The sequence below is a fragment of the Oscillibacter sp. genome, from assembly GCF_032060045.1.
In the GTDB taxonomy this organism is placed as follows: domain Bacteria; phylum Bacillota; class Clostridia; order Oscillospirales; family Oscillospiraceae; genus Oscillibacter.
Genome location: NZ_DAMBZJ010000004.1, coordinates 72622 through 97881, shown reverse-complemented (window position 1 = coordinate 97881; position 25260 = coordinate 72622). Strand labels below are relative to the sequence as shown.

Sequence of the window (25260 nt, the reverse complement as noted above, 5' to 3'; positions counted from 1 at the left end):
CGGAGCGGCGCTTAAGTTCTTCCGTTTTCAGGCCCGCTGAAATTACAGGCTCTCGTCCAGCACGGCGGTGAACGCCGCCTCGGGCATCACGCCTACCTTGCGGTCAAATTCCTCTCCGTTTTTCAAAAACACCAGTGTGGGAATGGACATAACGCCAAACCGCTGGGCCAACTCCGGCTCCTGGTCAATGTTGACCTTGGCAACCAAAGCCTTGCCGTCGTAATCGGCGGCGATTTTTTCCACAGTGGGACCCACCATTTTGCAAGGGCCGCACCAATCCGCCCAAAAATCCACCATCGCCAGGGGGGCCGCTTCGACTGTCGCGTCGAACTCCGTGTTGTTCAAATGCACCAATGCCATTTTTCAAATCTCCTTTTTCTTTATTTTATCTTCCGTTGCTTTCTTTATTCTTTCCGCACCAGCGCGGCCACATACGCCGCCGCACTCTGTCCGGCGATCAATCCCTCGCCGGCCGCCTTCGCCGCCTGAAGAGGCGTTCCCGTGCAGTCTCCCGCCGCAAACACGCCGGTAAGGGACGTTGCCATGCGACGGTCCACCTGCACATAGCCGTTTTCCACCGCAAGACCGGGAAACAAATCCGTAGGCGCCAGCGCGGGACGCAGGATGAACACGCAGTCCACTTCCGCTGTCTCGCCACCGCAAATTACCTTTTCCACTTTTCCCTCGCCGGTAATTTCGCAGTCCTTGGGTTTTTCAAAGTAGTGCACCTCGCACCCAATCCCCTTTAAAAACTCGGCCTCGTGCCGGGCTGACTGGCTGTATCCCAGCACCGCCACAGGCTTGTTCCGGTAAAGCATCCCGTCGCAGGTGGCACAGTAGCTCACGCCCCGGCCCAAAAACTCTTCTTCGCCGGGAAATTTCTTTCCCCGGGCAACGCCCGCCGCCAGCACCACGGCCTTGGCTTCCTGCACGTCGCTGCCCACGCTCACATACCATGTTTCGGACATGTTCATGGCGGACAGAGCCTTCCCTTCGGCAAATTCTACGCCGTCGGTCTCTGCGTGCTTTTGCATGGCGAGAAGCAACTCCTCTCCGGTGACGCCGGGCAGGCCCGGATAATTCTCCACCCGCTCAGATTTCCACAGTGGATTCTCTTCCACCGGGTTGGAGATCACCAGCACGCTTTTCCCCCGAGCCCGGACATTGATTGCCGCGCTCAGCCCCGCCGGGCCGCCGCCGATTACCAGCACATCACAGGACATAGTTTGAAACCTCCTCCTGAAACAGCGCCGCCACCAGCCGGGCAACCTCCGGCGACGCAGCTCTGTAATAAACTTCGTTTCCACTGCGCTCCGCCGCCACAACGCCAGCGGCCTTCAGCTTTTGCAGATGCTGGGAAATGCAAGACTGGCTCACGCCCGTTCCCCGCTCCATGCAGCCCACGTTGCGACAACCGGCGTTTAACAGGGAGTGGACAATTTGCAGCCGTGTGGGATTTGCCAGCGCCTTCAGCAGTTCCGCCTGTTGGTCATAGTCCATTTCCGGTTCTCACCCGTCCTTTCTCCGAGGTTCCGTCCGAAGCCAGTTTTTCCCGCCTCGGCCTACTTATTCATATTCGTTTTATTAGAATATCCTAATATATTCATATCTTCAGTAGTATTTGCAACAAATGAAAAAAATATTTTAAAAAGGACCGGGCGCTTTGCGCCCGGTCCTCGATTTGTTAAACAGAACAGCCTCCGTGCCTCGCTCGCAAGATCCGCATCTACCTTGTCGGCTTACGCCCGTTTCCACACCGCGCCGCCGGGCACATCGGTAATCTCCACACCTTTGGCGTTCAGCTCGTCGCGGATACGGTCCGCCTCAGCAAAGTTTTTTGCCTTTTTGGCCTCGGCCCGCCGGACCACCAGTGCGTCAATCTCCGGATCACCCTCGCCCTGAACGGTGAACCCGCCCTGATTGGAGCTGACGGACTTTGCGTCCTGCTCCCGTTTTTTTGCCGCCCGGTCCAGCAATCCCAGACTCAGCACCCCATCGAACTCACCCAGAAGTGCCAATTTGGTCCCGTCGGAAATATCCGCTTTCAATACATCGTACAGCGCGGTCACGCCCAAAGACGTGTTCAAATCATTGTCCATGGCGGCCTTAAACTTAGTCCGCAGAGCATTCTCCGTCTCGCTGCTCTCTGCCGGGCCGTCCTTCAGGGCGGCAATCCGGGCAATCAGCTTGCCATAAGCGGTTTTCGCGTTGTCCAGATTTTCATAGGAAAACACCAACGCCTTGCGGTAGTGGGACTGGAGACAGAAGTAGCGGTAGTCCATGGGATCGTAGCCTTTCTCCTCCAGCAGGGAAACCGTGAGAAATTCCCCCTTGGACTTGCTCATTTTCCCACCGCCGGTGTTCAGGTGCAGGACATGGAACCAATAGTTGCACCAGTGGTGGCCCAGATACGCCTCAGACTGGGCAACCTCGTTGGTATGGTGGGGGAAGGCATTGTCGATCCCGCCGCAGTGAATATCCAGATCCTCACCCAGATGCTTCATGGAAATACCGGAGCACTCAATGTGCCAGCCGGGATAGCCCACGCCCCAGGGAGAATCCCACTTCAGAGCCTGATCCTCAAATTTGGACTTGGTGAACCAGAGCACAAAGTCGTTTTTGTTGCGCTTGTTGGAGTCCTCCTCCACGCCTTCCCGCACGCCCACGGCCAAATCATCCGCATCGTGGTCGTTGAACAGGTAATAATGCTCCAGCTTGGAGGTGTCGAAATACACGTTGCCCCCGGACTGATAGGCGTGGCCGTTTTCCATCAGGCGGGTGATGATTGTGATATACTCGTCAATACATCGGGTCGCGGGCTCCACAATGTCGGGCCGCTTGATGTTTAGCTTGCGGCAGTCGTCAAAAAAGGCGTCGGTATAAAACTGGGCAATTTCCAGAACCGACTTGTGCTCTCGCTGTGCGCCCTTGAGCATTTTGTCCTCGCCCGTGTCCGCGTCGCTGGTGAGATGGCCCACGTCCGTGATGTTCATGACACGCTTGACGTTATAACCCACGTAGCGCAGGTGTTTTTCCAGCACGTCCTCCATTATATAGCTGCGCAGATTTCCGATGTGGGCATAGTGATAAACCGTGGGGCCGCAGGTATACATCTTCACGATATCCGGGTGGTTGGGCTTAAATTCCTCTTTTCTATGGGTGGCGGAGTTATAAAGATACATGGCTCAGGCCGTCCTTTCCTTGATGCTTTTTAACTGCTGTTCCAGCGCGTCCAACCGCTGGAACAGGGCAAGCAGCTCTTCCTGCACAGGGTCGCACATATCGCTGATTTGGTCCACGTCTTCCGCAAAGCTGGCCACGGGCTTTTGTCCACTGACCCGTACCACCTGCGCCGGAACACCCACGGCTGTGGAATTTGGCGGAACCTCGCTCAGCACCACGGCCCCCGCCGCAATGCGGGAATGGTCCCCCACGGTGAAGGGGCCCAGAACCTTGGCCCCGGAGCCTACCATCACGTTGTTCCCGATGGTGGGGTGGCGCTTTCCCTTATCCTTCCCCGTCCCACCCAGTGTCACACACTGGTAGAGCAGGCAGTCGTCCCCCACCTCGGCGGTTTCGCCGATGACGATGCCCATGCCGTGGTCGATCACTAAGCGGCGGCCGATTTTTGCACCGGGGTGGATTTCAATACCGGTCCAAAAGCGGCTCCACTGGGAGACGCACCGGGCAAGAAACATCCTGTTTCTTTGAAAGAAAAAATGCGCAATGCGGTGATAAATCGTGGCATGGACGCCAGGATAAAGCAAAAAAATCTCCAGCTTGCTGCGGGCGGCGGGGTCCCGGCTTTGGTATGCGCCCAGCAATTCCGACAAACGGGTCATATTCAAGACTCCTTTTCAATCTCAATTATTAAAATATGCCGGGGAAGTCAAACCCGGACATCGACAGGCAAATATCCGCATACAGCACTCCTTTTAAATCAAAAAGCGCCCCTCGTACCTCAAATAGGTACAAGAGGCGTCGGCGACGCGGTTCCACTCTTGCAATACTCGTGCCGGCCCAGCAGCCGGACAGCCCGATAACGGCGGCTTCACCGGAGGGGATTAACCTCACGCTCCCGGACGCACTTCACACTTCCCTCCGCAGGCGCGCTTTCAGCCGATGGCGCGCCCTCTCTGCCCTTTAGGAATCTGCTACTCTTTCCGTTCCTCGCGTTCTTATTATATTAGCAGGCTTTGCAATTCGTGTCAAGAGGGGCGTAAGAAGCGAAAAAGGCTGGAAAATTGCTTTCGTACCCGCGCTTCGCACAGGATGGCGTGCTGTGCAAAAACGCGGGGCGCACGATACCGTGCGCCCCGCCGAAAGCTTGTCTTTTTTTCAATTGTCCCGATAGCCCAGGTTCCGCACATAACCCAGATTGTCTCGCCAGTTCTCCTTCACCTTGACCCAAGTCTGGAGATAGACCTTCGTCCCCATGAAGCGCTCCATGTCATGGCGGGCCATGCTGCTGATTTTTTTCAGCATGGCACCCTGCTTCCCGATGATGATCCCCTTGTGGCTAGACTTCTCGCAGTAAATCGTAGCATCCACCTCGATCACCTCGTCGTCCCGCTCCGAAAACTTGGAAATCTCCACGGCGGTGCCATGAGGAATCTCCTTATCAAGGCACAACAGCAGCTTCTCCCGCAGGATTTCCCCCATCACCTGCCGCTCCGGCTGGTCGGAGGTCTGCCCGTCCGGAAAGAGCTGAGGCCCTTCCTTGGCGTATTTGTTCATCTCGCCCAGCAAATCCTCCAGCCCGTCCTTCCGGTGGGCGGAGATGGGGATGATGGCGGCAAAGCCGTCCCATACCTCGTTGTACGCCGCAATGACTGGCAGCAGTTCGTCGGGCTTCACCGTGTCCGTTTTATTGATGCACAGTATCGTGGGGATGTTCTCCTCCCGCACCCGGGCAATCAGCGCCAATTCCGGCGCGCCCACGTGAGCAATGGGCTCCACCAGCAACAATGCGCAGTCCACGTCGGAAAGGCTGGAGGTGACAATTTTCACCATATAGTCCCCCAGCGCAGACTTGGGCTTGTGCAGACCCGGCGTGTCCATCAGGACAAACTGGATTTCGCCCCTGTTCACCACGCCACAAATGCGGTTGCGGGTGGTCTGGGCCTTGTTGGACACGATGGCGACTTTTTCGCCCACCAACGCATTGGTCAGGCTGGATTTTCCCACGTTGGGCCGTCCGCAGACGGTGACCATAGCGGTTTTTTTGATTTCGGGCATAGATGATCCTCAACTTTCTTTGTTTGAGCAATTATTTGTATGGGCCGGACGGCCCGGGCATTCTTTTTGTCGTCTTTATATCTCCCGTCTGCCTTCCAGTGCGCGGGAAAGCGTGGCGTCGTCCGTAAATTCCAGATGTCCGCCCACGGGGATGCCGTAAGCCAGACGGGTCACCTTCACCTCGAAGGGCTTTAAAAGCCGCGCAAGGTACATGGCGGTGGCCTCTCCCTCGGTGTCCGGGTTGGTGGCCATGATGACCTCCTCAACGCCTCCCTTGGCCACCCGGTCCAGCAGGGGACGGATGGCAAGGTCGTCGGGTCCCACATGGTTCATGGGGGACAGGACTCCGTGGAGCACATGATAGTGCCCGCCAAATTCCCGGGACCGCTCCAGCGCTGCCACATCCCGGGGGTCCGCCACCACGCAGATCACGCTCCCGTCCCGCTTGGGCGAGGAACAGATGGGGCACAGTCCCCCGGCGGTAAAATTCTGGCACACGGGGCAGCAGGTGACGTGCTTTTTCGCGTCAATGATGGCGCTTGAAAACTCCAGCGCCTCCTCCTCCGGCAGCCCTAGCACATAAAACGCCAGACGCTGGGCGGACTTTCCGCCAATACCCGGCAGGCGGGCAAACTGCTCCACCAGTTTTTCCAGCGGCGCGGGAAAATATTCCATGGTCAGACCTCGCTTCTTAATTGATGGCGGCGGTGCGCCGATTCAGGTATGGCATCGGGACATTGTTTAAAAGGGGACCGCTTCAAAAAGCGCGGAAAACCCTATTCTCAGCCCCGCAGAAGCTGAATGCGGGCGGGAATGTCTTCCGCGCCGTATACCGAACTGCCCGCCACCAGAACGTTTGCCCCCGCGTCGATGCAGGCACGGTACGTGTCTGGGGCGACACCCCCGTCCACTTCCAGCTCGCAATCGGGATTGCGCTCTTCGATCAGGGCGCGGATGGCGCGGACCTTTTCCAACTGGTCCTCCATAAAGCTCTGGCCCCCGAATCCTGGCTCCACGGTCATCACCAGAATCAGCTCCACCCGCTCAAGATAGGGCAGCACCGCCGAAACCGGGGTGGCGGGCTTGAGCACCACGCCCGCTCGCTTGCCCTTGGCATGAATGACCTCGATGGCAGAGAGAAGATTCTCCTCCGTGTCCGCCTCCACATGCATGGTCACGATGTCCGCCCCCGCGTCGCAAAAGCGCCCGGCATACCGCCCCGGCTCTACAATCATCAGGTGAACGTCCAGCGGCTGCTGCGTCACAGGGCGAATGGCCTTTACCACAGGCAGGCCGATGGAGATGTTTGGGACGAACACGCCGTCCATCACGTCCACATGCACATAGTCGGCCGTTGAAATTTTCCGAATGTCCCGTTCCAGGTTGGCAAAGTCGGCGGACAGGATAGACGGCGATATCTTTATCATTATAAGCCCTCTTTTCAATGAAAAATCAGCGCCCGCGCAATAGCCGGACCCTTTCGGCGGCAGGAACCGCCTGCCCCGGCTGGCATAGGATAGCCTAAGCGGATGGGCGCCACGCGGCACCCCACGCGGTGTCCGGCCCCGACGCGGTGCCACCGCTTTTTCGAATAGGGCCGGCAGGGCAGCCTGCCGGCCCGTTGCTTTTTGTTTCCCGGCGCGTCATGCGGAATTTTGCTTTTTAGTATACCAAATTTGTCGGGAAAATGCAAGCTGCGCTCTGGATTTGCTGGAACGCAAAAGAGCCGCCTGCGATGCAGGCGGCTCTTTTGCGCGAAAGCCCTCGGGAGCCTTGCCGCTTTTTTACTGCTGCTGGCGCATGGCCCGCTCCAGCAGCATCATTAACTGATCTGCATTCCGGTATCCATCCGCGCTCAACTCGAATAAAAGCTTTGAAAGGCAGGGGTCTGAGGTGTTCTCCGCGGCCCGCTCATATTGCTGGGCCCGACAGACCTCGTCCTGATACCGGGCCCGCAAAGCGGGACAAAGTTGGCCCACATAAATGCGTTCGTAAGATGAAGCGGGCTGATAGCACTGGCAGGTAATCAGATAGTGCACCGCCATCAGTCTTCGGGCGTGAGCGGCCGCATTCTCGGCTATGTCCCGCAGCATCTGACGCGCCCAGACGGGGGCTTGCCGGGAGAAGGCCAGATAATAGCGCTTGGCCGCCAGCTCTTCTTCAATAAAATTCTGCAAAACTCGCAGCATATCCATTGCCGATTCGCCCATACAGCATGGATTTGCCTCGATACAGGAAAGACTTTCCGTCATGGAGGCGGCTTTGGTCTGTGCCGCGCAGACGGTCTCCTCCTGCTCTGAGACGGCCGCGCTGACGGCGGGAGTTTTTGCCGTGGCACATTCCGGCGCGACGCCGGGATAGGGATCCAGAGTAGGAGAAACCCGCTGCCAGATTTTGTCGTATTGCCGGTAGTCGTATGTATCAGCCTGCTGTTGCATAAAAACGCTCCATTCCGCCGCTTCGCGCCGGCAAGTATTAAAAAACGCGCCGCGTCTCCGCCGCGCGAAGCAATTCCCGGCGGAGTCCAGTTCTCTTTTTCATGGTATGCGCCAGCCGTGTCCCGTGTGCCAGTAAATTTGAGACCTCAGATAAATCTGCCACTCTTGGGACAGAATACTTAAATCCGGCTGTTAGCATTGCTTTTTAAGAAAAAAAATGGTAGAATAACCGCGTATTTTGAAAAAACGCGCAAGGAGGAATCGCGCTGTGCTGGAATTGCAACATATTCATTATGCCGTTCAGGAGCCGGAGGGCAAGCTGGAGATTTTGAAGGACATCTCCCTGACGGTTGACGACCACCGTCTGGTGGTCTTTACCGGACCTAACGGCGGCGGAAAAACCACTTTAGCAAAAATCGTGATGGGTCTTGTGAAGCCTACGTCCGGCAAGATTTTATGGAATGGAGAGGACGTGACGGACCTCGGTATTACGGAGCGGGCGAAGCGGGGCATCAGCTACGGGTTTCAGCAGCCCCCCCGGTTTAAGGGGCTGACCGTCCGAGACCTTTTGACCATCGCAGCTGGAAACAGGCCGCTTCCCAAGGACCTTTGCTGCCAGTATCTCACCCGGGTTGGCCTGTGCGCCAACGACTATCTGGACCGGGAGGTGGACGCTTCTCTCTCCGGCGGCGAAGTGAAGCGCATTGAAATTGCGACCCTTCTGGCCCGGAGCGCGCAACTCATGATTTTTGACGAGCCGGAGGCGGGCATTGATCTATGGAGCTTCTCCCGTCTGACGGAGACTTTTGAACAAATTCACCAGTCCGGCAACGCCACTATGATTGTCATTTCCCATCAGGAGCGGATTATTTCTCTGGCAGACGAGGTGGTGGTCATCGGTGACGGCGGTGTCAGTCTCCGTGGCTCCGCCGACGAGATTTTGCCGGAAATTCTGGCGGATACCACGGGTTTCTGCCCGGTTTTGACGAAGGGGGGCACAGCGCGATGATGGATACGGAAGTGGACCGCGCCCTGCTTGAAAAAATCGCGGACCTGATCGGAAAGCCCGTGGGGGCCTTTAACATCCGCAAGGACACGGGGTGCGACGGGCGGCAGAGCTCAGAAAACATTGAAATTACCAGCAAAGAAGACAAGCCCGGCATCGACATCCGCATCAAGCCCGGCACGACGGGAGAAACCTGCTACATCCCTGTCATCATCACCAAGCCGGGCATCGAGGAGCTTGTCTATAACGATTTTTATATCGGCCAAAACAGCAATGTTATCATTGTGGCGGGCTGCGGGATTCACAACTGCGGCGACGCATCCAGCCGCCACGACGGCGTACACACCTTTTACGTAGGCAAAAACTCCCACGTTCACTATACGGAAAAGCACTATGGCGAGGGAGATGGCAAGGGCGGCAAAATTATGAACCCCCAGACCATTGTGTATCTGGAAGAGGGGGCTTCTATTCAGATGGACACCACCCAAATAAGGGGCATCGACTCTACCAATCGCTATACCAAAATTGTCTGCGGAAAAAACGCCGAGGCCGTGGTGACGGAGCGACTGCTTACCCACGGAGAGCAAACGGCCAACAGCGACATGGAGATTGTGTTGGACGGCGAAGACTCCAAGGGCCGGGTGATTTCCCGGTCTGTGGGGCAGGACACCTCCGTACAAACCTTCCGCCCACTGATGACCGGCAACGCCAGAAGCTTTGGCCATGTGCAGTGCGACTCCATCATTATGGGCGACGCAAAAATCCGCTCTATTCCGGAAATTGCCTCCAACTGCATGGACGCACAGCTCATTCATGAGGCCGCCATCGGGAAAATTGCGGGCGATCAGCTCTTGAAGCTGCAAACCCTTGGCCTGACTGAGGAAGAGGCAGAAGACCGCATTCTGAAAGGCTTTTTGGCGTAACGCACCTAAAATAACCAGAATGCTTTACCTGCAGCAATCTCCCCTTTTCCCCTTACGTTTGTATCGTTAAAAAGACGGACTGCGGCTATACCGCAGTCCGTCTTTTGTCTTGTGCAATTAAGCTTTTCAGCTTCCATCAAAATTCCAATGTCATATCGTACCACTCCGCACCGCCGTGGACAGACCCAGACACGCCCTGATTGCAGTAGCCAAGACTTTCGTACCATGGAAGCAGCGCAGCCTTGCAGGTGAGGATGCAGCCCCGCCGACCGGCGGCCCGGGCATCCTGTTCCGCCGCGCGCAGTAAGCGCGCGGCAAGACCCCGGCGGCGATACGCTGGCAGAGTGTTCACGCCGAAAATCGCCTGCCACGCCCCGTTTTCCTTGTGAAGAGACGCGTCGGAGAACATCTCGTCTCGGATTGTCTCCTCATCGGTTGCCATGCCGTTGACAAAGGAGACAATCTCCCCATCTTCCTCCAAAAGCCAGAAGTGCCGGGGATAGACCCGGAGCCGCGCGGCAAAGTCTTCCTCCCCGGCGGCCTCCGCCGCCGGAAAACACGCGGCTTCCACTGCCGTCAACGCCTTTAAATCCGCCATTTGCGCGGTGCGAATGTTCATGCTTCCGTCTCCCATTCAATCTCCGTCAAAGGAGCATTTTTTTCAAGTATCGCCCGGTATAACTCTCCGGACAGGCGGCTACCTCTTCCGGCGTGCCGGTGCAGACGATGGATCCTCCGCCGTCGCCTCCCTCAGGACCAAGATCAATGAGGTAATCGGCGCACTTAATCACATCCAGATTGTGCTCAATAACCAGCACCGTGTTGCCGCCTTCCACCAGCTTTTGAAGAACCTCCAAAAGCCGCCGGACATCCTCGCTGTGAAGACCGGTGGTGGGTTCATCCAGAATATAGATGGTGCGACCCGTGGCCACTTTGCTCAGCTCCGTCGCCAGCTTCACCCGCTGGGCCTCGCCACCGGAGAGCTCTGTGGAGGACTGGCCCAGCTTCACATAGCCAAGACCCACGTTGCACAGAGTTTGCAGTTTCTTGCTGATTTTGGGCAGGGCAGAGAAAAACTCCGCTGCCTCCTCCACCGTCATGTCCAGTACCTGCGCAATATTTTTGCCCTTATAGCGGACCTCCAGCGTCTCCCGGTTATACCGCGCGCCCTTGCACACCTCGCAGGGGACGAAGATATCCGGCAGGAAATGCATCTCGATTTTCAGCAGTCCGTCGCCGGAACATGCCTCACACCGTCCACCCCGGACATTGAAGCTGAACCGACCCGGCCCGTAGCCCCGACTTCTGGCCTCCTGCGTGGCGGCAAACATGTCCCGGATGTCGTTGAACAGCCCGGTGTAGGTGGCGGGGTTGCTGCGGGGGGTGCGCCCAATAGGGCTTTGGTCGATGTCCACCACCTTATCAAGGTGTTCCAGCCCCTCGATGCGCCCGCACTTTCCGGGCCGCGTCTTCATGCGCATCAACTCGGCGCCCAGCTTTTTAAATATGATCTCGTTTACAAGAGACGACTTTCCCGACCCGGACACACCGGTGACGCAGGTAAAGGTCCCCAGCGGAATGTCCACATTCACGTCCTTCAGGTTGTTTTCCCCCGCACCCACAACCTTCAAAACATTGCCGCTGCCCGTGCGCCGGACTGTGGGGACGGCAATTTTTCGCCGCCCGGAAAGGTATTGTCCCGTCACGGAGTTTGGATTTTCCATGACCTCCTCCGGCGTGCCCGCCGCTACAATTTCACCGCCGTGGACACCCGCGCCCGGACCTACATCGATGAGATAGTCCGCCGCACGCATGGTGTCCTCGTCGTGTTCCACCACCAGCAAGGTATTCCCCAAGTCCCGCAGGCGCTTGAGCGTGGCAAGCAACTTATCATTGTCCCGCTGGTGCAGCCCGATGGAAGGCTCGTCCAAAATATACAGCACCCCCATCAGGGAGGAACCGATCTGCGTCGCCAGACGAATGCGCTGGCTTTCCCCGCCGGAGAGCGTCCCCGCCGCGCGGGAGAGGGTCAAATAGCCCAATCCCACGGACTGCAAAAATCCAAGGCGACTTTTAATCTCCCGGAGAATCCGGTCGGCAATCAGCATTTGCTGTTCCGTCAGCTTCAGCTTGTCCACCCAGTCCAGCTCGTTCACCACGGACATTTTCGTGAAATCGTTAATACTCAAATCACCCACGGTGACGGCCAGCGCTTCCTTGCGCAGGCGCCTCCCCCCACAGGTGGGGCAGGGCTGCTGGGTCATGAACTCCTCCAGCTCCCGGCGCATGGAGTCGCTCTGCGTTTCTTGATAGCGGCGCTCCAAATTGGTACAGATGCCCTCAAAGGGCTGGTGCAAAACGCCCTTGCCCCGGGGCTGGTCGTAGTGCAGGTCCAGCTTTTCATTGCCGGTCCCGTAAAAAATGACGGATTTAATGTCTTCCGGCAAGTCCTTAAAGGGAACAGACAGAGAGAACCGGTACTTTTTGGACAGTGCATCGAAATACATCCGGGAAATGCCGTCGCCCCGGATGTTGTTCCAGCCGGAGGCCTGAATGGCCCCGTCCAAAATCGACAGTTCTCCGTTCGGCACCACCAGCGCCGGGTCCACCTTCTGTTGGCTGCCAAGGCCCATACAGGCCGGGCACGCACCAAAGGGGTTGTTAAAGGAGAACAGCCTGGGCGCCAGTTCTTCAAGAGAAACGCCGCAATCCTCGCAGGCATAGTTCTGGGAGAAGGTCAAGTCTTGCTCCTCCCGCACCAGGTTGATGAGCACCACGCCCCCCGTCAGGGAGGAGGCGGTTTCCACCGAGTCGGTCAGCCGCTGGCGCACGTCCTCCCGGATAATCAGGCGATCCACCACGATTTCAATGGTGTGCTTTTTGTTTTTTTCCAGCTTTAGCTCCTCATCCAGCTCGTAGAGAGAACCATCCACCCGGACGCGGACATAGCCCGATTTTCGGGCGTCCTCAAAGGTCTTGACATACTCGCCCTTTTTCCCCCGCACCACGGGGGCCATCACCTGAATGCGAGTCCCCTCCGGCAGAGCCATCACCTGATCAATGATCTGGTCAATGGTCTGCTGGCGGATCTCCTTGCCGCACTTGGGGCAGTGGGGCGTGCCCGCCCGGGCCCAGAGAAGGCGCAGATAGTCGTACACCTCCGTCACGGTGCCCACGGTGGATCGAGGGTTTTTGGAGGTGGTTTTCTGGTCGATGGAGATGGCGGGGCTGAGCCCGTCGATATAGTCCACGTCCGGCTTTTCCATCTGCCCCAAAAACATCCGGGCATAGGAGGACAGGCTTTCCACATAGCGGCGCTGGCCCTCGGCATAAATGGTGTCAAAGGCCAGAGAGGACTTTCCCGACCCGCTGAGTCCAGTGAGCACCACCAGCTTGTCCCGGGGAATGGTCACATCCACATTTTTAAGATTGTTGGCGCGGGCGCCTTTTACAACAATTTTGTCCTGCATACTCTAAAAAACTCCTTGCCGCCCCCCGAGGGGACGTTTCCCGCGGGGACCTCCCCGCCGCCATGTCCCGGCGCATTGCACCAGGGTCACTCCACCACGATATCCGCCATCTCCGCTCCCAGCAGCGCCAAAAGGTCCTGCAAGGAAACCTCCACCTGCGCACCGATTTTTCCTGCGGAAATATAGATTGCTTCAAAGTTCTCCGCCGTTTCATGAAACACAGTGGGAAACCGCTTTTTCATCCCCACGGGGCTACATCCGCCCCGGATATAGCCTGTGACGGCCAAAATAGACGCCACCGGGAGGAGTTGTACGGACTTTTCCCCCACGGCCTTTGCGGCCTTTTTCAAATCAAGGCTGTCGGTCACCGGGACCTCATATACATAGAATCCACCGGACGCACCTTGGGCAACCAGCGTCTTGAAAACCCGTTGAGGGTCCTGTCCCATAGCCTCCGCCACATGGAGACCATACTCCCTGTCCCCGGAAGGCCCGTCCGTATCCTCGTAAAAATGGGCGGTATAGGGTATTTTTTTCTGATCCAGCAGTCGCATCACATTGGTTTTTTCCTCTTTTTGCTTCATTGTCTCACCTCAAAATCACCACGCCCGCAAGGACGCACACGATTCCCAAAAGCGTCAGCCCATTCATAGGCTCCTGAAACACCAGCACGCCGACAAGGGTTGCCACCACCGGTTCAAGGCTCGCCATGATGGACGCCTTGCCGGACTCCACCCGGGCAAGGCCCGACGTATACAGCAGGTACGGCGCCACGGTGGATACCGCCACCAGCCCCAGCGTCCCCAGCCACAGGGATGGTGCGGCGATCAGTGTGGCCAGCTCCGCCGGTTTGATAAAAAACAGCGCGCCCGCACCGGCGAACACAAAGGTCCACACGGTGGTGGTCCGGGCGTCATACCCGGCCCGCAGGGCGTATCGCCCGAAGACGCTGTACAGCGCGTAGAAAAAGCCCGCGCCAAGGCCCAGCAAAATTCCCGCCGGCGTGACCATCAAATCCCCAGCAAAAACCCCGCACACGAGAGCGCAGCCCAGCAGCGTCAGCAGCAGCGCCAGCAATTTTTTCTTCGTGACCGGCTCCTTCCAGAGAATCGCGGATAAAATCACCACGATGGACGGGGCCGTGTACAGCAGGATAGACGCCACCGCCAAAGACGTGATTTTCTGGCAGGAGAAGTAGCACACGGTGAACAGCAGAACGCTGACCACGCCGGTGCCAAAAAAGTATTTTAGGTGCTCCCGCTTCACCCGAAACACGCTGCGGTCCCGAATGGCAAAAATCACCGACAGAAGGGCAAGCCCGCCTGTGTTGCGCACCAGGACAATAGACCACGGGGAAAGGCCGCCGCTCATCAATCGGCGGTTCCATAGACCGATCATACCCCACAGTACCGCCCCAGCCAGAATGCAGGCGTACGCCCGCCAGTCGGCAGTGGCCTTCTGCGGCGGCGAGGGAGCTCGCTCCTGTTCCTGTGTTTCCGTAATATCTTTACTTTCCTCCATAAGCACTCCTTCCGGTTGTGTGCCTGCGTCGCGGCCGTGGTCCCCGTTTTTACTTGCTGCCTTCCCTTTTCCTTTTTCTCTGGGAAACAACCGAACTTGCTGCAAAAAGAAAAGCCCGGCAAAGTCGTGGATCCGTGCGTTTGATTATCCCCGCAGCTCAATGATGCGGTCCCGGAGGATGGCGGCATATTCGAATTCCAGCATCTTGCCCGCTTCTTTCATTTCCTTTTCAAGCCGCGCGATCTCCTCTGCCCGCTCCCGGTCGGTGAGCTTCGCCTTCCGGCGCTTTCCCGCTGTTTCTGGGTCAGCGGACTTGGAAATTTCCAGCGTGTTACGCACGTCCTTGATGATGGTTTTGGGCTCAATGCCGTGTGTTTTGTTATACTCATCTTGAATCATCCGGCGGCGCTCCGTTTCGTCCATGGCGGCCCGCATGGAGGGGGTGATCTTATCCGCGTAGAGAATGACCAGTCCGTCGGCGTTTCGAGCCGCGCGGCCCATGGTCTGAATGAGGGAGGTTTCGCTGCGGAGGAATCCCTCCTTATCTGCATCCAGCACGGCCACAAGGCTCACTTCGGGTAAATCCAGACCCTCCCGCAAAAGGTTAATGCCCACCAGCACGTCGAACTCTCCCAGCCGCAGACCCCGGATAATCTCCATCCGTTCAATTGTCTCCACGTCGGAGTGCATATAGCGGACTTTGATTCCGGCATTTTTGAAATACTCGGTCAAATCCTCGGCCATCTTTTTGGTGAGAGTCGTCACCAGCACCCGCTCCCGCCGCTCGGACCGGGCCTGAATTTCTGCAATCAAATCGTCGATCTGGCCCTCCACCGGGCGCACCTCCACCACCGGGTCCAAGAGTCCCGTGGGGCGGATAACTTGTTCCACCACCTGCCCGGCGCGCTCCCGCTCGTAGGGACCGGGGGTGGCGGAGACGTACACGGCCTGACCCGCCCGCTCCTCGAACTCCTCAAACTTCAGCGGGCGGTTGTCAAACGCGCAGGGCAGACGGAAGCCATAGTCAATCAGGCTCTGCTTGCGGGCGTGGTCCCCGTTATACATGGCCCGCACCTGCGGCAGCGTCACATGGCTCTCGTCGACAAACACCATAAAGTCTTTGGGGAAAAAGTCCAGCAGCGTCATGGGCGCAGACCCGGCGGGCCGCTGGGAGATGATGCGGGAGTAATTCTCGATGCCGGAGCAATAGCCCAGCTCCGTCATCATCTCGATGTCATACTCCACCCGCTGACGGATGCGCTGGGCTTCCACCAACTTGTTGCGTTCCGTAAAATATTGAACCTGCTCCTCCATCTCCTCCCGGATTTCGCCGATGGCTCGGTCCATCTTATCCTTGGTAGTGACATAGTGGCTGGCAGGATAGACCACCGCGTGCTCCAGCAGGCGATAGGCCGCGCCGGTGACGGGGTTGAACTCCGTAATGCGGTCGATTTCATCTCCAAAAAATTCCACCCGAAGGGCCTTGTCCCTGAAATAGGCAGGGTAGATTTCCACCGTGTCCCCACGGACACGGAACATATTCCGCTCGAAGGCGATGTCGTTGCGCTCGTATCGGTCCTCTACCAAACGGCGCAGCAGCTCGTCCCGGTTTAAGGTCTGTCCCACGCGCATAGAAATCATCAGCCGGGCAAAATCTTCCGGCTCTCCCAAGCCATAAATGCAGGAGACGGAGGACACCACAATCACGTCCCGCCGTTCCAGCAGGGCGCAGGTGGCGGAAAGACGCAGGCGGTCAATCTCATCGTTGGTGGACGCATCCTTCGCAATATAGGTATCCGTGTGCGGAATATAGGCCTCCGGCTGATAGTAGTCGTAATACGAGACAAAATACTCCACGGCGTTATTGGGAAAAAACGCCTTAAATTCCTCGCAAAGCTGAGAGGCCAGCGTTTTATTATGGGCCAGCACCAACGTGGGCCGCTGAATCTGCTCAATGACCTTGGCCATGGTAAAGGTCTTGCCGGAGCCGGTGACACCCAGCAAAATCTGTTCGTCCAGCCCGTTTTCAATGCCCCAGGCCAGCTTTTTAATGGCCTCCGGCTGATCGCCGGAGGGCTCGTAAGGCGCTACGACTTTAAATTTTGGCATAGGCCCTCCTTTTGGGCGGTTTTATCAGGATGTAAAATAGCCGGAGTCCCGCATGGAAACAAAATCTCCGTCCGCGACAATGATGTGGTCCACTAACTGGACGCCCACGCTTTCAAGCGCCATGCGCACCCGGTCGGTGGTGGCAAAGTCCTCCCCAGAGGGCAAAGCCACGCCGCTGGGGTGATTGTGGGAGAGGATCACGGCACTGGCATTGGCAAGCAGGGCATTTTCCACCAGTTTGCGGATGTTCAGCTCCGCACCATTCACGTCGCCCTCGGTCAAAAGCTTGCTCACCAGAAGCTTTCCCTTTCTGTCCAGACACAACTCATACACCAGCTCGTATTTTTTTCCATCGAACCGATTCAGGAGGTATTCTCCCGCCCGCTCTGTGGAGTTCAGAATCACCGGCGCACTTTCCCTTGCTCTGCTTCGTTCCGTCAGCATGGGCACCAGCCGCAACAGCAGCGCCGCGCTTTCGCCCACGCCGTCTACCTTTTGGAGATCCTCCACCGGGGCGGAGAGGGTGGCTCCCAAAGAGCCGTACCGCTCCAAAAGCACATGGGCCAAAACATTTGTATCCCTGCGTGGAATGGCGTAAAACAAAAGTAGTTCCAGCGCTTCGTGGTCGGCAAAGCCCGCAAGACCCGTTTCCAGAAAGCGCCGGCGCATTTTTTCCCGGTGTCCGTCATGGATTCCCATGGACTCCCTCCTCACAGCGTTATTCTTTGAGATTCACAGGTATACTATTATACCATACGCATTACAATCCTACAAGCGCTTTTATAGTACAAATGTTTGCGCTTTGGAAATCTTGCCGTGGCACAACGGAGGGCGGACCTTCCGCCCCAATTTTCTCTTTTCTCCAATTTTACGGCTCCAAAGGTTGACACAGCGGCATTTTAGGCATACTATAAAGGAGAAAAGTAAACAGCGTCCGGTAGGTAAGGCTACCACAGGGATATGGGTTGCTGCCGCGAAATGATGGAGACATCATTAGATGGTTTGAACAGGCGATATCGAACTTTAAGGTATCATCTAATGCAACTTCACTGCCTTGTGGAGCTAAAGCTTGAACGGTGGGGAGACAGAATTGTCTCTCGGCAGTGTTTTTTGGAGAAAATTTTCTCAATCGTACTGGACAGGACGATTGGGATTTTTTTACTTTTCTGACATCTGACTTGCCAATTATTTTAAGAAAGGAGGACCCGCGTATGTTGGAATTTGAAAACAAGCGCTTGGAACTGATTGAAAAAATAGAGGAGTTCATTCGCCGAAAACAGTATGCTGCCTTGCGGGATCTCCTTTGTCTCTTTGAGGCGGCAGACATTGCTCCTTTAATGGACGGCCTTTCGGAAGAAGACCTTCCGATTCTTTTTCGCCTGCTCCCCAAAGAGCTGGCGGCGGCGGTCTTTGTGGAGCTGGACTCCGACGAGCAGGAGCTTTTGATTCAGGGTTTTTCCAACACTGAGCTTAAAGAGGTGCTGGACGAGCTGTATCTGGACGACGCGGTGGATATTGTGGAAGAAATGCCTGCCAACGTGGTCAAGCGCATTCTGATGCACTCCGACCCGGATATGCGCAAGAGCATCAACGAAATTTTGAAATACCCCGAGGATTCCGCCGGCAGCATTATGACCACGGAGTTTGTGGACCTGAAAGCTACCATGACGGTGGAGGACGCCCTCAAGCGTATCCGCCGCACCGGCCCAGACAAGGAAACCATTAACATCTGCTATGTCATCGACAACAACCGCCACCTCATTGGTCTAGTTTCTCTCCGCACGCTGTTGCTGGCCGAGGAAGACGCAATTATCGGAGACATTATGGAGACAAATCTTGTCTCCGTTTCCACGCTGGACGATCAGGAATACACCGCCCGCACTCTCTCCAAATACGACTTTCTGGCTTTGCCCGTGGTGGACACAGAAAACCGTCTGGTGGGTATCGTCACCGTGGACGACGCTATGGACGTTTTGCAGGAAGAGGTCACCGAGGACATTGAAAAGATGGCGGCAATCCTTCCTTCCGACAAGCCGTATCTGAAAACCGACATTTTAGAAATGTTCAAATCCCGCATTCCGTGGCTGCTGCTTCTGATGATTTCCGCGACTTTTACCGGGCAGATTATTTCTCGCTTTGAAAATGCGCTGGCCGCCGCCACGATTTTGACCGCCTATATCCCCATGCTGATGGACACGGGCGGAAACGCCGGTTCCCAATCGGCAGTTACTGTGATTCGCGGAATTTCGCTGAATGAGATTGCATTCAAAGATATTCTTCGGGTCGTCTGGAAGGAAATTCGCGTTTCCCTGCTGTGCGGACTGACGCTGGCCTCGGCCAACTTTCTCAAGCTGATTTTTATTGATCAGATGCTGTTCCGTAACCCCGCCGTGACCCCTATGGTTGCTCTGGTTGTGTGCTCCACCATGATCGTCACCGTGTTTTCCGCCAAGGTGGTGGGCTGCTCGCTGCCCCTGCTGGCAAAGCGCGTGGGCTTTGACCCGGCGGTGATGGCCTCTCCCATCATCACCACCATTGTAGACGCCATTTCTCTTACCATTTACTTTTCCTTCGCCTCTGCCATTCTTCATTTGGGATGACACCCCCCCCTTTGAAGCAATGAAGGCAGCGCTCTTGCGGGCCGTTTCTCTCCGCTGTGACGTGTGGACTCTGAAAAATTGTACTGAAGAAATGCATAGAAAAAGCGCATCCCGGCGAACTCGCCGGGATGCGCTTTCTTTTTGGAACCGTAATGGATAAATCGCTTACCGTTCCTTTTTCTCCAAGGCACGGGCCGGGTCGGAGAAGTACTCTCTCACCAGCTTAAAGACCACAGGAGACAGCAACAGCAGCGCAATCAGGTTGGGAATCGCCATCAGGCCATTCAGTGTGTCGGCAATATCCCAGGCCAACTGAAGCTCCATAGTGGCGCCCACAACCATAAACAGGCAGAACAACACCTGATACGGCTTAATAATTCTGGTGCCGAACAGGAACTCCGCGCAGCGTGTGCCATACAGGCCCCAGCTCAAAACCGTGGACAGCGCGAACAGGGTCAGTCCAACAGCAACAACTGCGCCGGCAGCCTTTCCTCCAAAGGTGGTGGAGAAAGCGGAAATAGCCAGATTTGCGCCCGCGGACTGTCCAAATTCAATGGACATGGCGCTATTGCCGGTATAGGCGCACATCACAGTCAGCGCGGTCAGCGTGCAGATGATAATGGTGTCGGCGAACACCTCGAACACGCCGAACAGGCCCTGACGGACAGCACTGTCCGTGTCGGCGGCGGCGTGGGCGATAGGAGCGGAGCCAAGACCGGCTTCATTGGAGAAGATCCCGCGGCCAACGCCTTTGGTGATGACCTGCTTAATGCCCACGCCAGCGACGCCGCCCACCACGGCAGCAGGTTGGAAAGCTCCAACGAAAATGTCGCTGAAAACCTTTCCGACGTGCTGGGAATTGGTGATAATCACCGTCAAACAGCCAACGATGTAAATGATTGCCATGACGGGAACCAGCTTCTCGGTTACGCTGCCGATGCGCTTCAGTCCGCCCAGATATACCAGCGCGGAAATGGAAGCCACGACGATGCCGATAATCAAATATACAATATTCATGGTGCCGTCGCTCAAAGTGACGAACTCGCCAATGGCGGAGCCGATGGTGGTGGCGATGGTGTTCACCTGCGTCATATTGCCGATGCCGAAGGCAGCCAGCATTCCAAACACGGCAAACAGCGTGCCCAGCCATTTCCAATTCTGGCCAAGCCCGTTTTTGATATAATACATGGGCCCACCAACCCAGTCACCCTTATCATTGCGTTCCCGGTATTTGATGGCAAGGGTAACCTCGGCAAACTTGGTGCACATACCCAGCAGCGCAGAGATCCACATCCAGAAAATCGCACCCGGACCGCCTACAGCGATGGCGCCGCACACGCCCGCGATGTTGCCGGTGCCCACGGTGGCTGCAAGAGCAGTGGTCAGCGCCTGCAGCGGCGTTATTGCGCCCTCTTTGGCCTCCACCTTATGAAAGACCTTTCCGATGGTGTTTTTCATTGCATAGCCAAACTTTGAGAACTGCAAGAACCCAGTGCGGACGGTCAGGTAAAGGCCGGTTCCGATAATCAAAATCATCATCGGAATACCCCAGACGAGGCCGTTGATTTTGCTGTTAATCTCAGCAATCATCTCTGCCATTTGTTGTTTCCCCCTCTTCCATTTTGTTCGCGGCCAATCCGCGACTTCTTGGAGCCGCACAATTCCCCCTCATGAAGAACTGTATTGACTCCCTTTCGGTTTTATTCTAGCACCGCTGTTGAACTGTTGCAATAACCGGTTCACAAATTCGCAACAATTGTCTGTTTTATACAATTCAAAATGTACTGCTTATTTCATTTTATAGTTTTTACCAATTGCGTAAACGTTAGTTCGCCTTTTTTGTTTTATTTATTTGGGCATAACGCCAATTGCGTCTTCCTGCTGCAATCAGATTTTCCGCGTCACTTCCTTTTGATTTTCTCGATGACTTGGGCACTCATTAGATCCCTTGGCGAGAGCAATACGGATTTCCGCCTATCAGACAAATTGGTTCTAAATATATGGACGAGGCATGAAATTTCCATATAAATGTTGCAATTTTACGAAAAAATGGTATGATACCATGTATTAGTCAGCTCTCCAAATTTAAAAGCGAAGGACTTGATTCCATGACAAAAATTGACATTATTTCGGGCTTTCTCGGCGCCGGAAAAACAACGCTCATCAAAAAACTGCTGGCCGAGGCCTATCAGGGTGAAAAGCTGGTCTTGATTGAAAACGAGTTTGGTGAAATCAGCATTGACGGCGGCTTTTTAAAAGAATCCGGCGTTCAGATTTCCGAGATGTCTTCCGGCTGCATCTGCTGCTCCCTTGTTGGCGACTTCAGTCAGGCGCTTCAGGATGTGCAGCGGCAGTTTCACCCCGACCGCATTCTCATCGAGCCTTCCGGCGTAGGCAAGCTCAGCGACGTGATTGCCGCGGTGCAGGACACGGTGTCCAAAAGCGCAGATATGGAGCTAAACAGCTTCGTCACAGTGGCGGACGCTTCCAAGGTGAAAGTCTATATGAAAAACTTCGGCGAGTTTTACAACAACCAAGTGGAGTCCGCCGGAACCATTATTCTCTCTCGGACCCAGAAGCTTTCCGCTGAAAAGCTGGATGCCGCCGTGGCCATGTTGCGGGAGAAGAATCCTCAGGCCGCCATCCTTACCACTCCTTGGGACCAGCTTGATGGCAAAACCATTCTCTCTGCCATTGAAAAAGTATCTCTGGCGGACGAGCTGTTGGAGCGCATACGCGCCGAGCACGCCACAGATGAACACGAGCATCATCACGAGCATGAACATCATCACGATCATGAGCATGAGCACCATCACGATCACGACCATGAACATCATCACGCGTGCGAGTGCAGCAATTCCGACTGCTCCTGCCATGACCACGAGCACAATCACGAGCATGAACACCACCATGATCATGGGCACGAGTGCAGCGACCCCGCCTGCTCCTGCCACCACCATCATGCGGACGAGGTGTTTACCAGTTGGGGCGCGGAGACACCCAAGGTCTTTACGGAAGCAGGCATTCGCACCATTCTTGAAAAGCTGGACTCCGGGGCGTACGGAAAAGTTCTGCGGGCCAAAGGCATTCTTCCCACAGCGGACGGCGGCTGGCTTCACTTTGACTATGTGCCCGAGGAGGCAGAGGTCCGGCGGGGCACTCCCGATTACACAGGCCGCCTGTGCGTCATCGGCGCGGAGCTGAGCGAGGCGAAGCTCAAGGTGCTTTTTGGCCTGTAACTAAAGAAGTTTAATTGCTGTAAAGGACTTTTCAATTTATGGATATACCCGTTTATCTCATTGCCGGCTTTTTGGACGGCGGCAAAACCAACTTTATCAACGGCATTTTGCAGGACGGCTTCGCCAAAGAAGACAAGACCCTTCTTCTCTGCTGCGAGGAAGGCGAGGAGGAATACGACAAAGCCGCCCTTTCCAATGTCACCGTGGTGACCATTGAGCGCGAAGAGGCCCTCACCTGCTCGTTTTTAAAAGAATGTGAAAAAAAATATAAGCCCCGACAGGTGTTGATCGAATACAACGGCATGTGGCAGCTTGAGCGGCTTTACCGGGACGTGCTTCCGGCCAACTGGGTTTTGTATCAGATTATGTGCATGGTGCAGGCCTCCACCTTTGAAGCCTATGCCAAAAACATGGGCCAACTCATGATGGAGAAGATCACGGGCGCGGACATGCTGGTCTTCAACCGCTGCACCCCGGAACTGCGGGAGAGCCTGCGCAAGCGCAACCTGCGGATGGTGAATCGGCGGGCAGACATCTATCTGGAGAACGAAGACGGCACCAGTGAAGACTATCTCACCGGCGACGAATGCCCTTTCGACATGACGCAGGAGATCATCGACATACCCGACGAGGACTTCGGCGTTTGGTATGTAGATGTAATGGATCATCCGGACCGGTATCAAGACAAACTGGTCCATATGACCGTGGTAATGTGCCATTCCTCTCAGTATCCCGGCATCGACTGCCCCGGCCGGTTTGCGATGGTGTGCTGCGAAAAGGATGTGACCTTCCTGGGGCTGATTGCCCGGGGTGAGGGACTGGACCGCTTCAAAAACCACGACTGGATGGAAATTACCGCCAAAATGGACGTGGAAGAACACCCTGCCTACAAGGGGCGGGGTCCGGTGATGCGCGTTGTCTCAGTGGCAAGCGGAAAGAAGCCGCGGCAGGAAATTGTGTCATTTTAAGGCATATTTAATACAATTTGCAATATTTCAAAAAAAAGCTCCTCTCCGTTTTCAAACAGAGAGGAGCTTTCCATATGTCCGTAAATAACTAGCAGATGAACCGCAAAGGCGGCTTTGAAACGGGCAACCATTCGCAAACCCAGCGCCCAAAAAGCACGTTTGTCCCTGGGCAGACCGATTAATGCCAACCAGTATCTTCCACAAAAAACGGTTAATGTCTGGGCTTTTCCATCACCACCCGGCAGGCGGAGATGATCTGGGATGTGACGGTGACGTTATAATGATTTTCATACACGGAGTAGGGAAACCTCTGGCATTTTTGCAGCACGATATACTTCGGTTCCAGATGGCTCAAGGCCAGCGCCTCCACATCCGCCTGACACCGACTGCACGAGCAAACACCCAGAAGCTTGATATACTTAGGTACTTTTTCGCGCACTAGGACCTGCATAACGTTGATGTATTCGCTTTCACGGCTGGCCTCTGGCGGGACCTGCAATTCCCCGTCAAGTGTTGGGTGCGCGACCTCCACGGAAGTGGGCCGTCCCATGGAAGAACTCGGCGGCACCGCAGGTGAAGGCGGGACAGGTGCAGATGAACTAGACGGATCGGTATAACTTTCAGTTTTAATAACCTCCGGTTGAAGGGGTGAAAAGGCGTCTTTCTCCTCCTGTTCCACTGCCTCCCGAAGGGCTTCGCGAATCTGATTGGAAAGTTCCTCGGGTGCGTGCTCCACCTCCACCACAGGGACAATCGGCGCAACCACCGGTGCCGGCATAACAACCGTCTCAGGCAGCGCGGCGGGCGGGGAAACCGGCGCGGTGACAGGCGTTTCCTCCGCCGTCTCCCGTCCTGCCGTGATAACATTCAGCACATGAGCCGTTTTATTGGTATGCTTTTTGTTCGCGGGCATGTTGCATTCCTCCTGCTGGCAGACCGTCTTACCGAACGCCCTGCCACTTTTGCAGCAGAGAGGTGATTTCCGAGGTAAGATGCTGGAAATCGTCGGCGGGTTTTGAATTGGGCGCGTAGCTGAGAACGCTTTCGCCGTGCGCGGGAGCCTCCGCCACGGCGATGCTTGAACGGATTACGGATTTAAACACGCTGGTTTTCAGCTGCTTTGCAATCTGGTCGGCCATCTCGCTGACCTCGCGGTTCAGCGTCAGGCGGGCGTTGTATTTATTCAGCAGAATCCCTAAAACTCTCAGTTTGGGGTTGTAACAGTTCTGCACAGTGTCAATAGTCTCCTTAATCTGGGCCACGCCCAGAAGGCTCAGGATTTCCGGAACCATGGGAATCACCAGCGTGTCTGAAGCCACATATGCGTTCACGGTCAGCACGTTCAGCGCGGGCGGCGTGTCGATGATGACATAGTCGTATCGCTCTGTCACACCCGTCAGTTTATTGCGCAGCATAAACTCGCGCCCGGTGCGGTTAAATTCCAGCTCGGCCGCAGACAAAAGAATATTGGCCGGAAGCAGGTCGATTCCGCGGGAATTGGTGATGGCCTCGTCCACCGTAACCCGGTCTTTAAACAAATCGTAAACCGTAGCGCAGTTTTCCGTGTCCAGCCCAAGACTGAAGCTCAGACTGCCCTGGGGATCCAGGTCCACGCCAAGAACTCGCTGCCCACGCTCATACAGCGCGTACAGCAGAGCGGCGGCAGTGGTGGTCTTTCCCACGCCGCCCTTTTGATTTGTGACCGTCATGATTGTTGCCAAACCGAAACCTCCCATTGAATAAAAAAC

Annotated in this window: 24 protein-coding genes and 1 riboswitch; of the genes, 5 read left to right on the top strand and 19 right to left on the bottom strand. The window is 55.9% G+C overall.

Annotated features, from left to right (window positions below):
- Positions 1–42 precede the first annotated feature (42 nt).
- From trxA to RT018_RS03055, 9 genes are all read right to left on the bottom strand, one after another.
- Entirely contained in the window at positions 43–360 is a 318-nt protein-coding gene (gene trxA / locus RT018_RS03095) for a thioredoxin (RefSeq protein WP_312939135.1), read from the bottom strand.
- Positions 361–404: 44 nt separating this feature from the next.
- A complete protein-coding gene (locus tag RT018_RS03090; RefSeq protein WP_312939131.1) occupies positions 405–1223 on the bottom strand; it encodes an NAD(P)/FAD-dependent oxidoreductase in 819 nt (272 codons plus the stop codon).
- A complete protein-coding gene (locus tag RT018_RS03085) occupies positions 1213–1500 on the bottom strand; it encodes a metalloregulator ArsR/SmtB family transcription factor (RefSeq protein ID WP_312939129.1) in 288 nt (95 codons plus the stop codon). The genes RT018_RS03090 and RT018_RS03085 overlap by 11 nt, the downstream gene beginning before the upstream one ends.
- A gap of 239 nt (positions 1501–1739) precedes the next feature.
- Complete coding sequence (gene cysS, locus RT018_RS03080) at positions 1740–3182, bottom strand: cysteine--tRNA ligase (RefSeq protein ID WP_312939127.1); 1443 nt, start codon at positions 3180–3182, stop codon at positions 1740–1742.
- Between the two features lie 3 nt (positions 3183–3185).
- Positions 3186–3842: a serine O-acetyltransferase EpsC gene (gene epsC / locus RT018_RS03075; protein ID WP_312939125.1), complete on the bottom strand. Its 657-nt coding sequence runs from the start codon at positions 3840–3842 to the stop codon at positions 3186–3188.
- Positions 3843–4338: 496 nt separating this feature from the next.
- Entirely contained in the window at positions 4339–5238 is a 900-nt protein-coding gene (era, locus tag RT018_RS03070) for a GTPase Era (protein ID WP_312939123.1), read from the bottom strand.
- Between the two features lie 75 nt (positions 5239–5313).
- The gene (recR, locus tag RT018_RS03065; protein ID WP_312939121.1) at positions 5314–5913 is read right to left on the bottom strand and encodes a recombination mediator RecR; all 600 of its coding nucleotides are present in this window, start codon (positions 5911–5913) and stop codon (positions 5314–5316) included.
- A 107-nt stretch (positions 5914–6020) separates the two neighbouring features.
- Positions 6021–6665 carry a ribulose-phosphate 3-epimerase gene (rpe, locus tag RT018_RS03060; protein ID WP_312939119.1) on the bottom strand — a complete coding sequence of 215 codons (645 nt, stop codon included), beginning with the start codon at positions 6663–6665 and terminating at the stop codon, positions 6021–6023.
- Between the two features lie 357 nt (positions 6666–7022).
- Positions 7023–7676: a ferritin-like domain-containing protein gene (locus RT018_RS03055; protein WP_312939118.1), complete on the bottom strand. Its 654-nt coding sequence runs from the start codon at positions 7674–7676 to the stop codon at positions 7023–7025.
- Positions 7677–7944: 268 nt separating this feature from the next.
- On the opposite strand from RT018_RS03055, the gene RT018_RS03050 reads away from it, so the two are divergent.
- Positions 7945–8685, top strand: coding sequence for an ATP-binding cassette domain-containing protein (locus tag RT018_RS03050; protein ID WP_312939116.1), 741 nt, complete (start codon positions 7945–7947; stop codon positions 8683–8685).
- Positions 8682–9605 (top strand): SufB/SufD family protein, encoded by a 924-nt coding sequence (locus RT018_RS03045; RefSeq protein ID WP_397359602.1) that lies wholly within the window; start codon positions 8682–8684, stop codon positions 9603–9605. The genes RT018_RS03050 and RT018_RS03045 overlap by 4 nt, the downstream gene beginning before the upstream one ends.
- Before the next feature lie 136 nt (positions 9606–9741).
- Here the strand turns inward: RT018_RS03045 and RT018_RS03040 are convergent, their stop codons facing one another.
- The 6 genes from RT018_RS03040 to RT018_RS03015 form a co-directional block, all read right to left on the bottom strand.
- Positions 9742–10224, bottom strand: coding sequence for a GNAT family N-acetyltransferase (locus RT018_RS03040; protein WP_312939113.1), 483 nt, complete (start codon positions 10222–10224; stop codon positions 9742–9744).
- Positions 10225–10249: 25 nt separating this feature from the next.
- Positions 10250–13075 carry an excinuclease ABC subunit UvrA gene (gene uvrA, locus RT018_RS03035; RefSeq protein ID WP_312939111.1) on the bottom strand — a complete coding sequence of 942 codons (2826 nt, stop codon included), beginning with the start codon at positions 13073–13075 and terminating at the stop codon, positions 10250–10252.
- Positions 13076–13161: 86 nt separating this feature from the next.
- Positions 13162–13659, bottom strand: coding sequence for a Cys-tRNA(Pro) deacylase (ybaK, locus tag RT018_RS03030; protein ID WP_312939109.1), 498 nt, complete (start codon positions 13657–13659; stop codon positions 13162–13164).
- Positions 13660–13663: 4 nt separating this feature from the next.
- On the bottom strand, positions 13664–14596 hold the full coding sequence (locus tag RT018_RS03025; protein ID WP_312939107.1) for an EamA family transporter: 933 nt from the start codon (positions 14594–14596) through the stop codon (positions 13664–13666).
- Positions 14597–14740: 144 nt separating this feature from the next.
- Positions 14741–16705 (bottom strand): excinuclease ABC subunit UvrB, encoded by a 1965-nt coding sequence (uvrB, locus tag RT018_RS03020; RefSeq protein ID WP_312939104.1) that lies wholly within the window; start codon positions 16703–16705, stop codon positions 14741–14743.
- A gap of 24 nt (positions 16706–16729) precedes the next feature.
- On the bottom strand, positions 16730–17404 hold the full coding sequence (locus RT018_RS03015; protein ID WP_312939101.1) for a DNA repair protein RadC: 675 nt from the start codon (positions 17402–17404) through the stop codon (positions 16730–16732).
- A gap of 227 nt (positions 17405–17631) precedes the next feature.
- Positions 17632–17794: riboswitch (M-box (ykoK) riboswitch) on the top strand.
- A gap of 122 nt (positions 17795–17916) precedes the next feature.
- Between RT018_RS03015 and mgtE the strand changes: the two genes are divergently transcribed.
- Positions 17917–19305: a magnesium transporter gene (gene mgtE / locus RT018_RS03010; protein WP_312939098.1), complete on the top strand. Its 1389-nt coding sequence runs from the start codon at positions 17917–17919 to the stop codon at positions 19303–19305.
- Between the two features lie 165 nt (positions 19306–19470).
- On the opposite strand, the gene RT018_RS03005 is transcribed toward mgtE, so the two are convergent.
- Positions 19471–20904 carry a sodium:alanine symporter family protein gene (locus RT018_RS03005; RefSeq protein WP_312939095.1) on the bottom strand — a complete coding sequence of 478 codons (1434 nt, stop codon included), beginning with the start codon at positions 20902–20904 and terminating at the stop codon, positions 19471–19473.
- Positions 20905–21413: 509 nt separating this feature from the next.
- On the opposite strand from RT018_RS03005, the gene RT018_RS03000 reads away from it, so the two are divergent.
- Both RT018_RS03000 and RT018_RS02995 read left to right on the top strand, forming a co-directional pair.
- A complete protein-coding gene (locus RT018_RS03000) occupies positions 21414–22544 on the top strand; it encodes a GTP-binding protein (RefSeq protein WP_312939094.1) in 1131 nt (376 codons plus the stop codon).
- Between the two features lie 38 nt (positions 22545–22582).
- Entirely contained in the window at positions 22583–23512 is a 930-nt protein-coding gene (locus RT018_RS02995; protein ID WP_312939092.1) for a GTP-binding protein, read from the top strand.
- Here the strand turns inward: RT018_RS02995 and RT018_RS02990 are convergent.
- Genes RT018_RS02990 through RT018_RS02980 form a run of 3 tightly spaced genes read right to left on the bottom strand, consistent with a single transcriptional unit; the run spans position 23509 to position 25233 of the window.
- The gene (locus RT018_RS02990) at positions 23509–23700 is read right to left on the bottom strand and encodes a hypothetical protein (RefSeq protein WP_312939090.1); all 192 of its coding nucleotides are present in this window, start codon (positions 23698–23700) and stop codon (positions 23509–23511) included. The two genes, RT018_RS02995 and RT018_RS02990, sit on opposite strands and share 4 nt — an antisense overlap.
- Before the next feature lie 23 nt (positions 23701–23723).
- Complete coding sequence (locus tag RT018_RS02985) at positions 23724–24425, bottom strand: late competence development ComFB family protein (RefSeq protein ID WP_312939088.1); 702 nt, start codon at positions 24423–24425, stop codon at positions 23724–23726.
- 28 nt (positions 24426–24453) lie between these two features.
- Positions 24454–25233 carry a ParA family protein gene (locus RT018_RS02980; RefSeq protein WP_312939086.1) on the bottom strand — a complete coding sequence of 260 codons (780 nt, stop codon included), beginning with the start codon at positions 25231–25233 and terminating at the stop codon, positions 24454–24456.
- Between the last annotated feature and the right edge of the window lie 27 nt (positions 25234–25260).

Bases quoted from the DNA above. Each gene is read 5' to 3' on its own strand.
- RT018_RS02985 (WP_312939088.1), bottom strand. From the start codon at position 24,425: ATGCCCGCGAACAAAAAGCATACCAATAAAACGGCTCATGTGCTGAAT.
- RT018_RS03000 (WP_312939094.1), top strand. From the start codon at position 21,414: ATGACAAAAATTGACATTATTTCGGGCTTTCTCGGCGCCGGAAAAACA.
- RT018_RS03045 (WP_397359602.1), top strand. From the start codon at position 8,682: ATGATGGATACGGAAGTGGACCGCGCCCTGCTTGAAAAAATCGCGGAC.
- uvrB (WP_312939104.1), bottom strand. From the start codon at position 16,705: ATGCCAAAATTTAAAGTCGTAGCGCCTTACGAGCCCTCCGGCGATCAG.
- RT018_RS03025 (WP_312939107.1), bottom strand. From the start codon at position 14,596: ATGGAGGAAAGTAAAGATATTACGGAAACACAGGAACAGGAGCGAGCT.
- mgtE (WP_312939098.1), top strand. From the start codon at position 17,917: ATGTTGGAATTTGAAAACAAGCGCTTGGAACTGATTGAAAAAATAGAG.
- RT018_RS03015 (WP_312939101.1), bottom strand. From the start codon at position 17,404: ATGGGAATCCATGACGGACACCGGGAAAAAATGCGCCGGCGCTTTCTG.
- RT018_RS03005 (WP_312939095.1), bottom strand. From the start codon at position 20,904: ATGGCAGAGATGATTGCTGAGATTAACAGCAAAATCAACGGCCTCGTC.
- epsC (WP_312939125.1), bottom strand. From the start codon at position 3,842: ATGACCCGTTTGTCGGAATTGCTGGGCGCATACCAAAGCCGGGACCCC.
- RT018_RS02995 (WP_312939092.1), top strand. From the start codon at position 22,583: ATGGATATACCCGTTTATCTCATTGCCGGCTTTTTGGACGGCGGCAAA.
- recR (WP_312939121.1), bottom strand. From the start codon at position 5,913: ATGGAATATTTTCCCGCGCCGCTGGAAAAACTGGTGGAGCAGTTTGCC.
- ybaK (WP_312939109.1), bottom strand. From the start codon at position 13,659: ATGAAGCAAAAAGAGGAAAAAACCAATGTGATGCGACTGCTGGATCAG.
- RT018_RS03055 (WP_312939118.1), bottom strand. From the start codon at position 7,676: ATGCAACAGCAGGCTGATACATACGACTACCGGCAATACGACAAAATC.
- uvrA (WP_312939111.1), bottom strand. From the start codon at position 13,075: ATGCAGGACAAAATTGTTGTAAAAGGCGCCCGCGCCAACAATCTTAAA.
- RT018_RS03085 (WP_312939129.1), bottom strand. From the start codon at position 1,500: ATGGACTATGACCAACAGGCGGAACTGCTGAAGGCGCTGGCAAATCCC.
- rpe (WP_312939119.1), bottom strand. From the start codon at position 6,665: ATGATAAAGATATCGCCGTCTATCCTGTCCGCCGACTTTGCCAACCTG.
- era (WP_312939123.1), bottom strand. From the start codon at position 5,238: ATGCCCGAAATCAAAAAAACCGCTATGGTCACCGTCTGCGGACGGCCC.
- trxA (WP_312939135.1), bottom strand. From the start codon at position 360: ATGGCATTGGTGCATTTGAACAACACGGAGTTCGACGCGACAGTCGAA.
- RT018_RS03040 (WP_312939113.1), bottom strand. From the start codon at position 10,224: ATGAACATTCGCACCGCGCAAATGGCGGATTTAAAGGCGTTGACGGCA.
- cysS (WP_312939127.1), bottom strand. From the start codon at position 3,182: ATGTATCTTTATAACTCCGCCACCCATAGAAAAGAGGAATTTAAGCCC.
- RT018_RS03090 (WP_312939131.1), bottom strand. From the start codon at position 1,223: ATGTCCTGTGATGTGCTGGTAATCGGCGGCGGCCCGGCGGGGCTGAGC.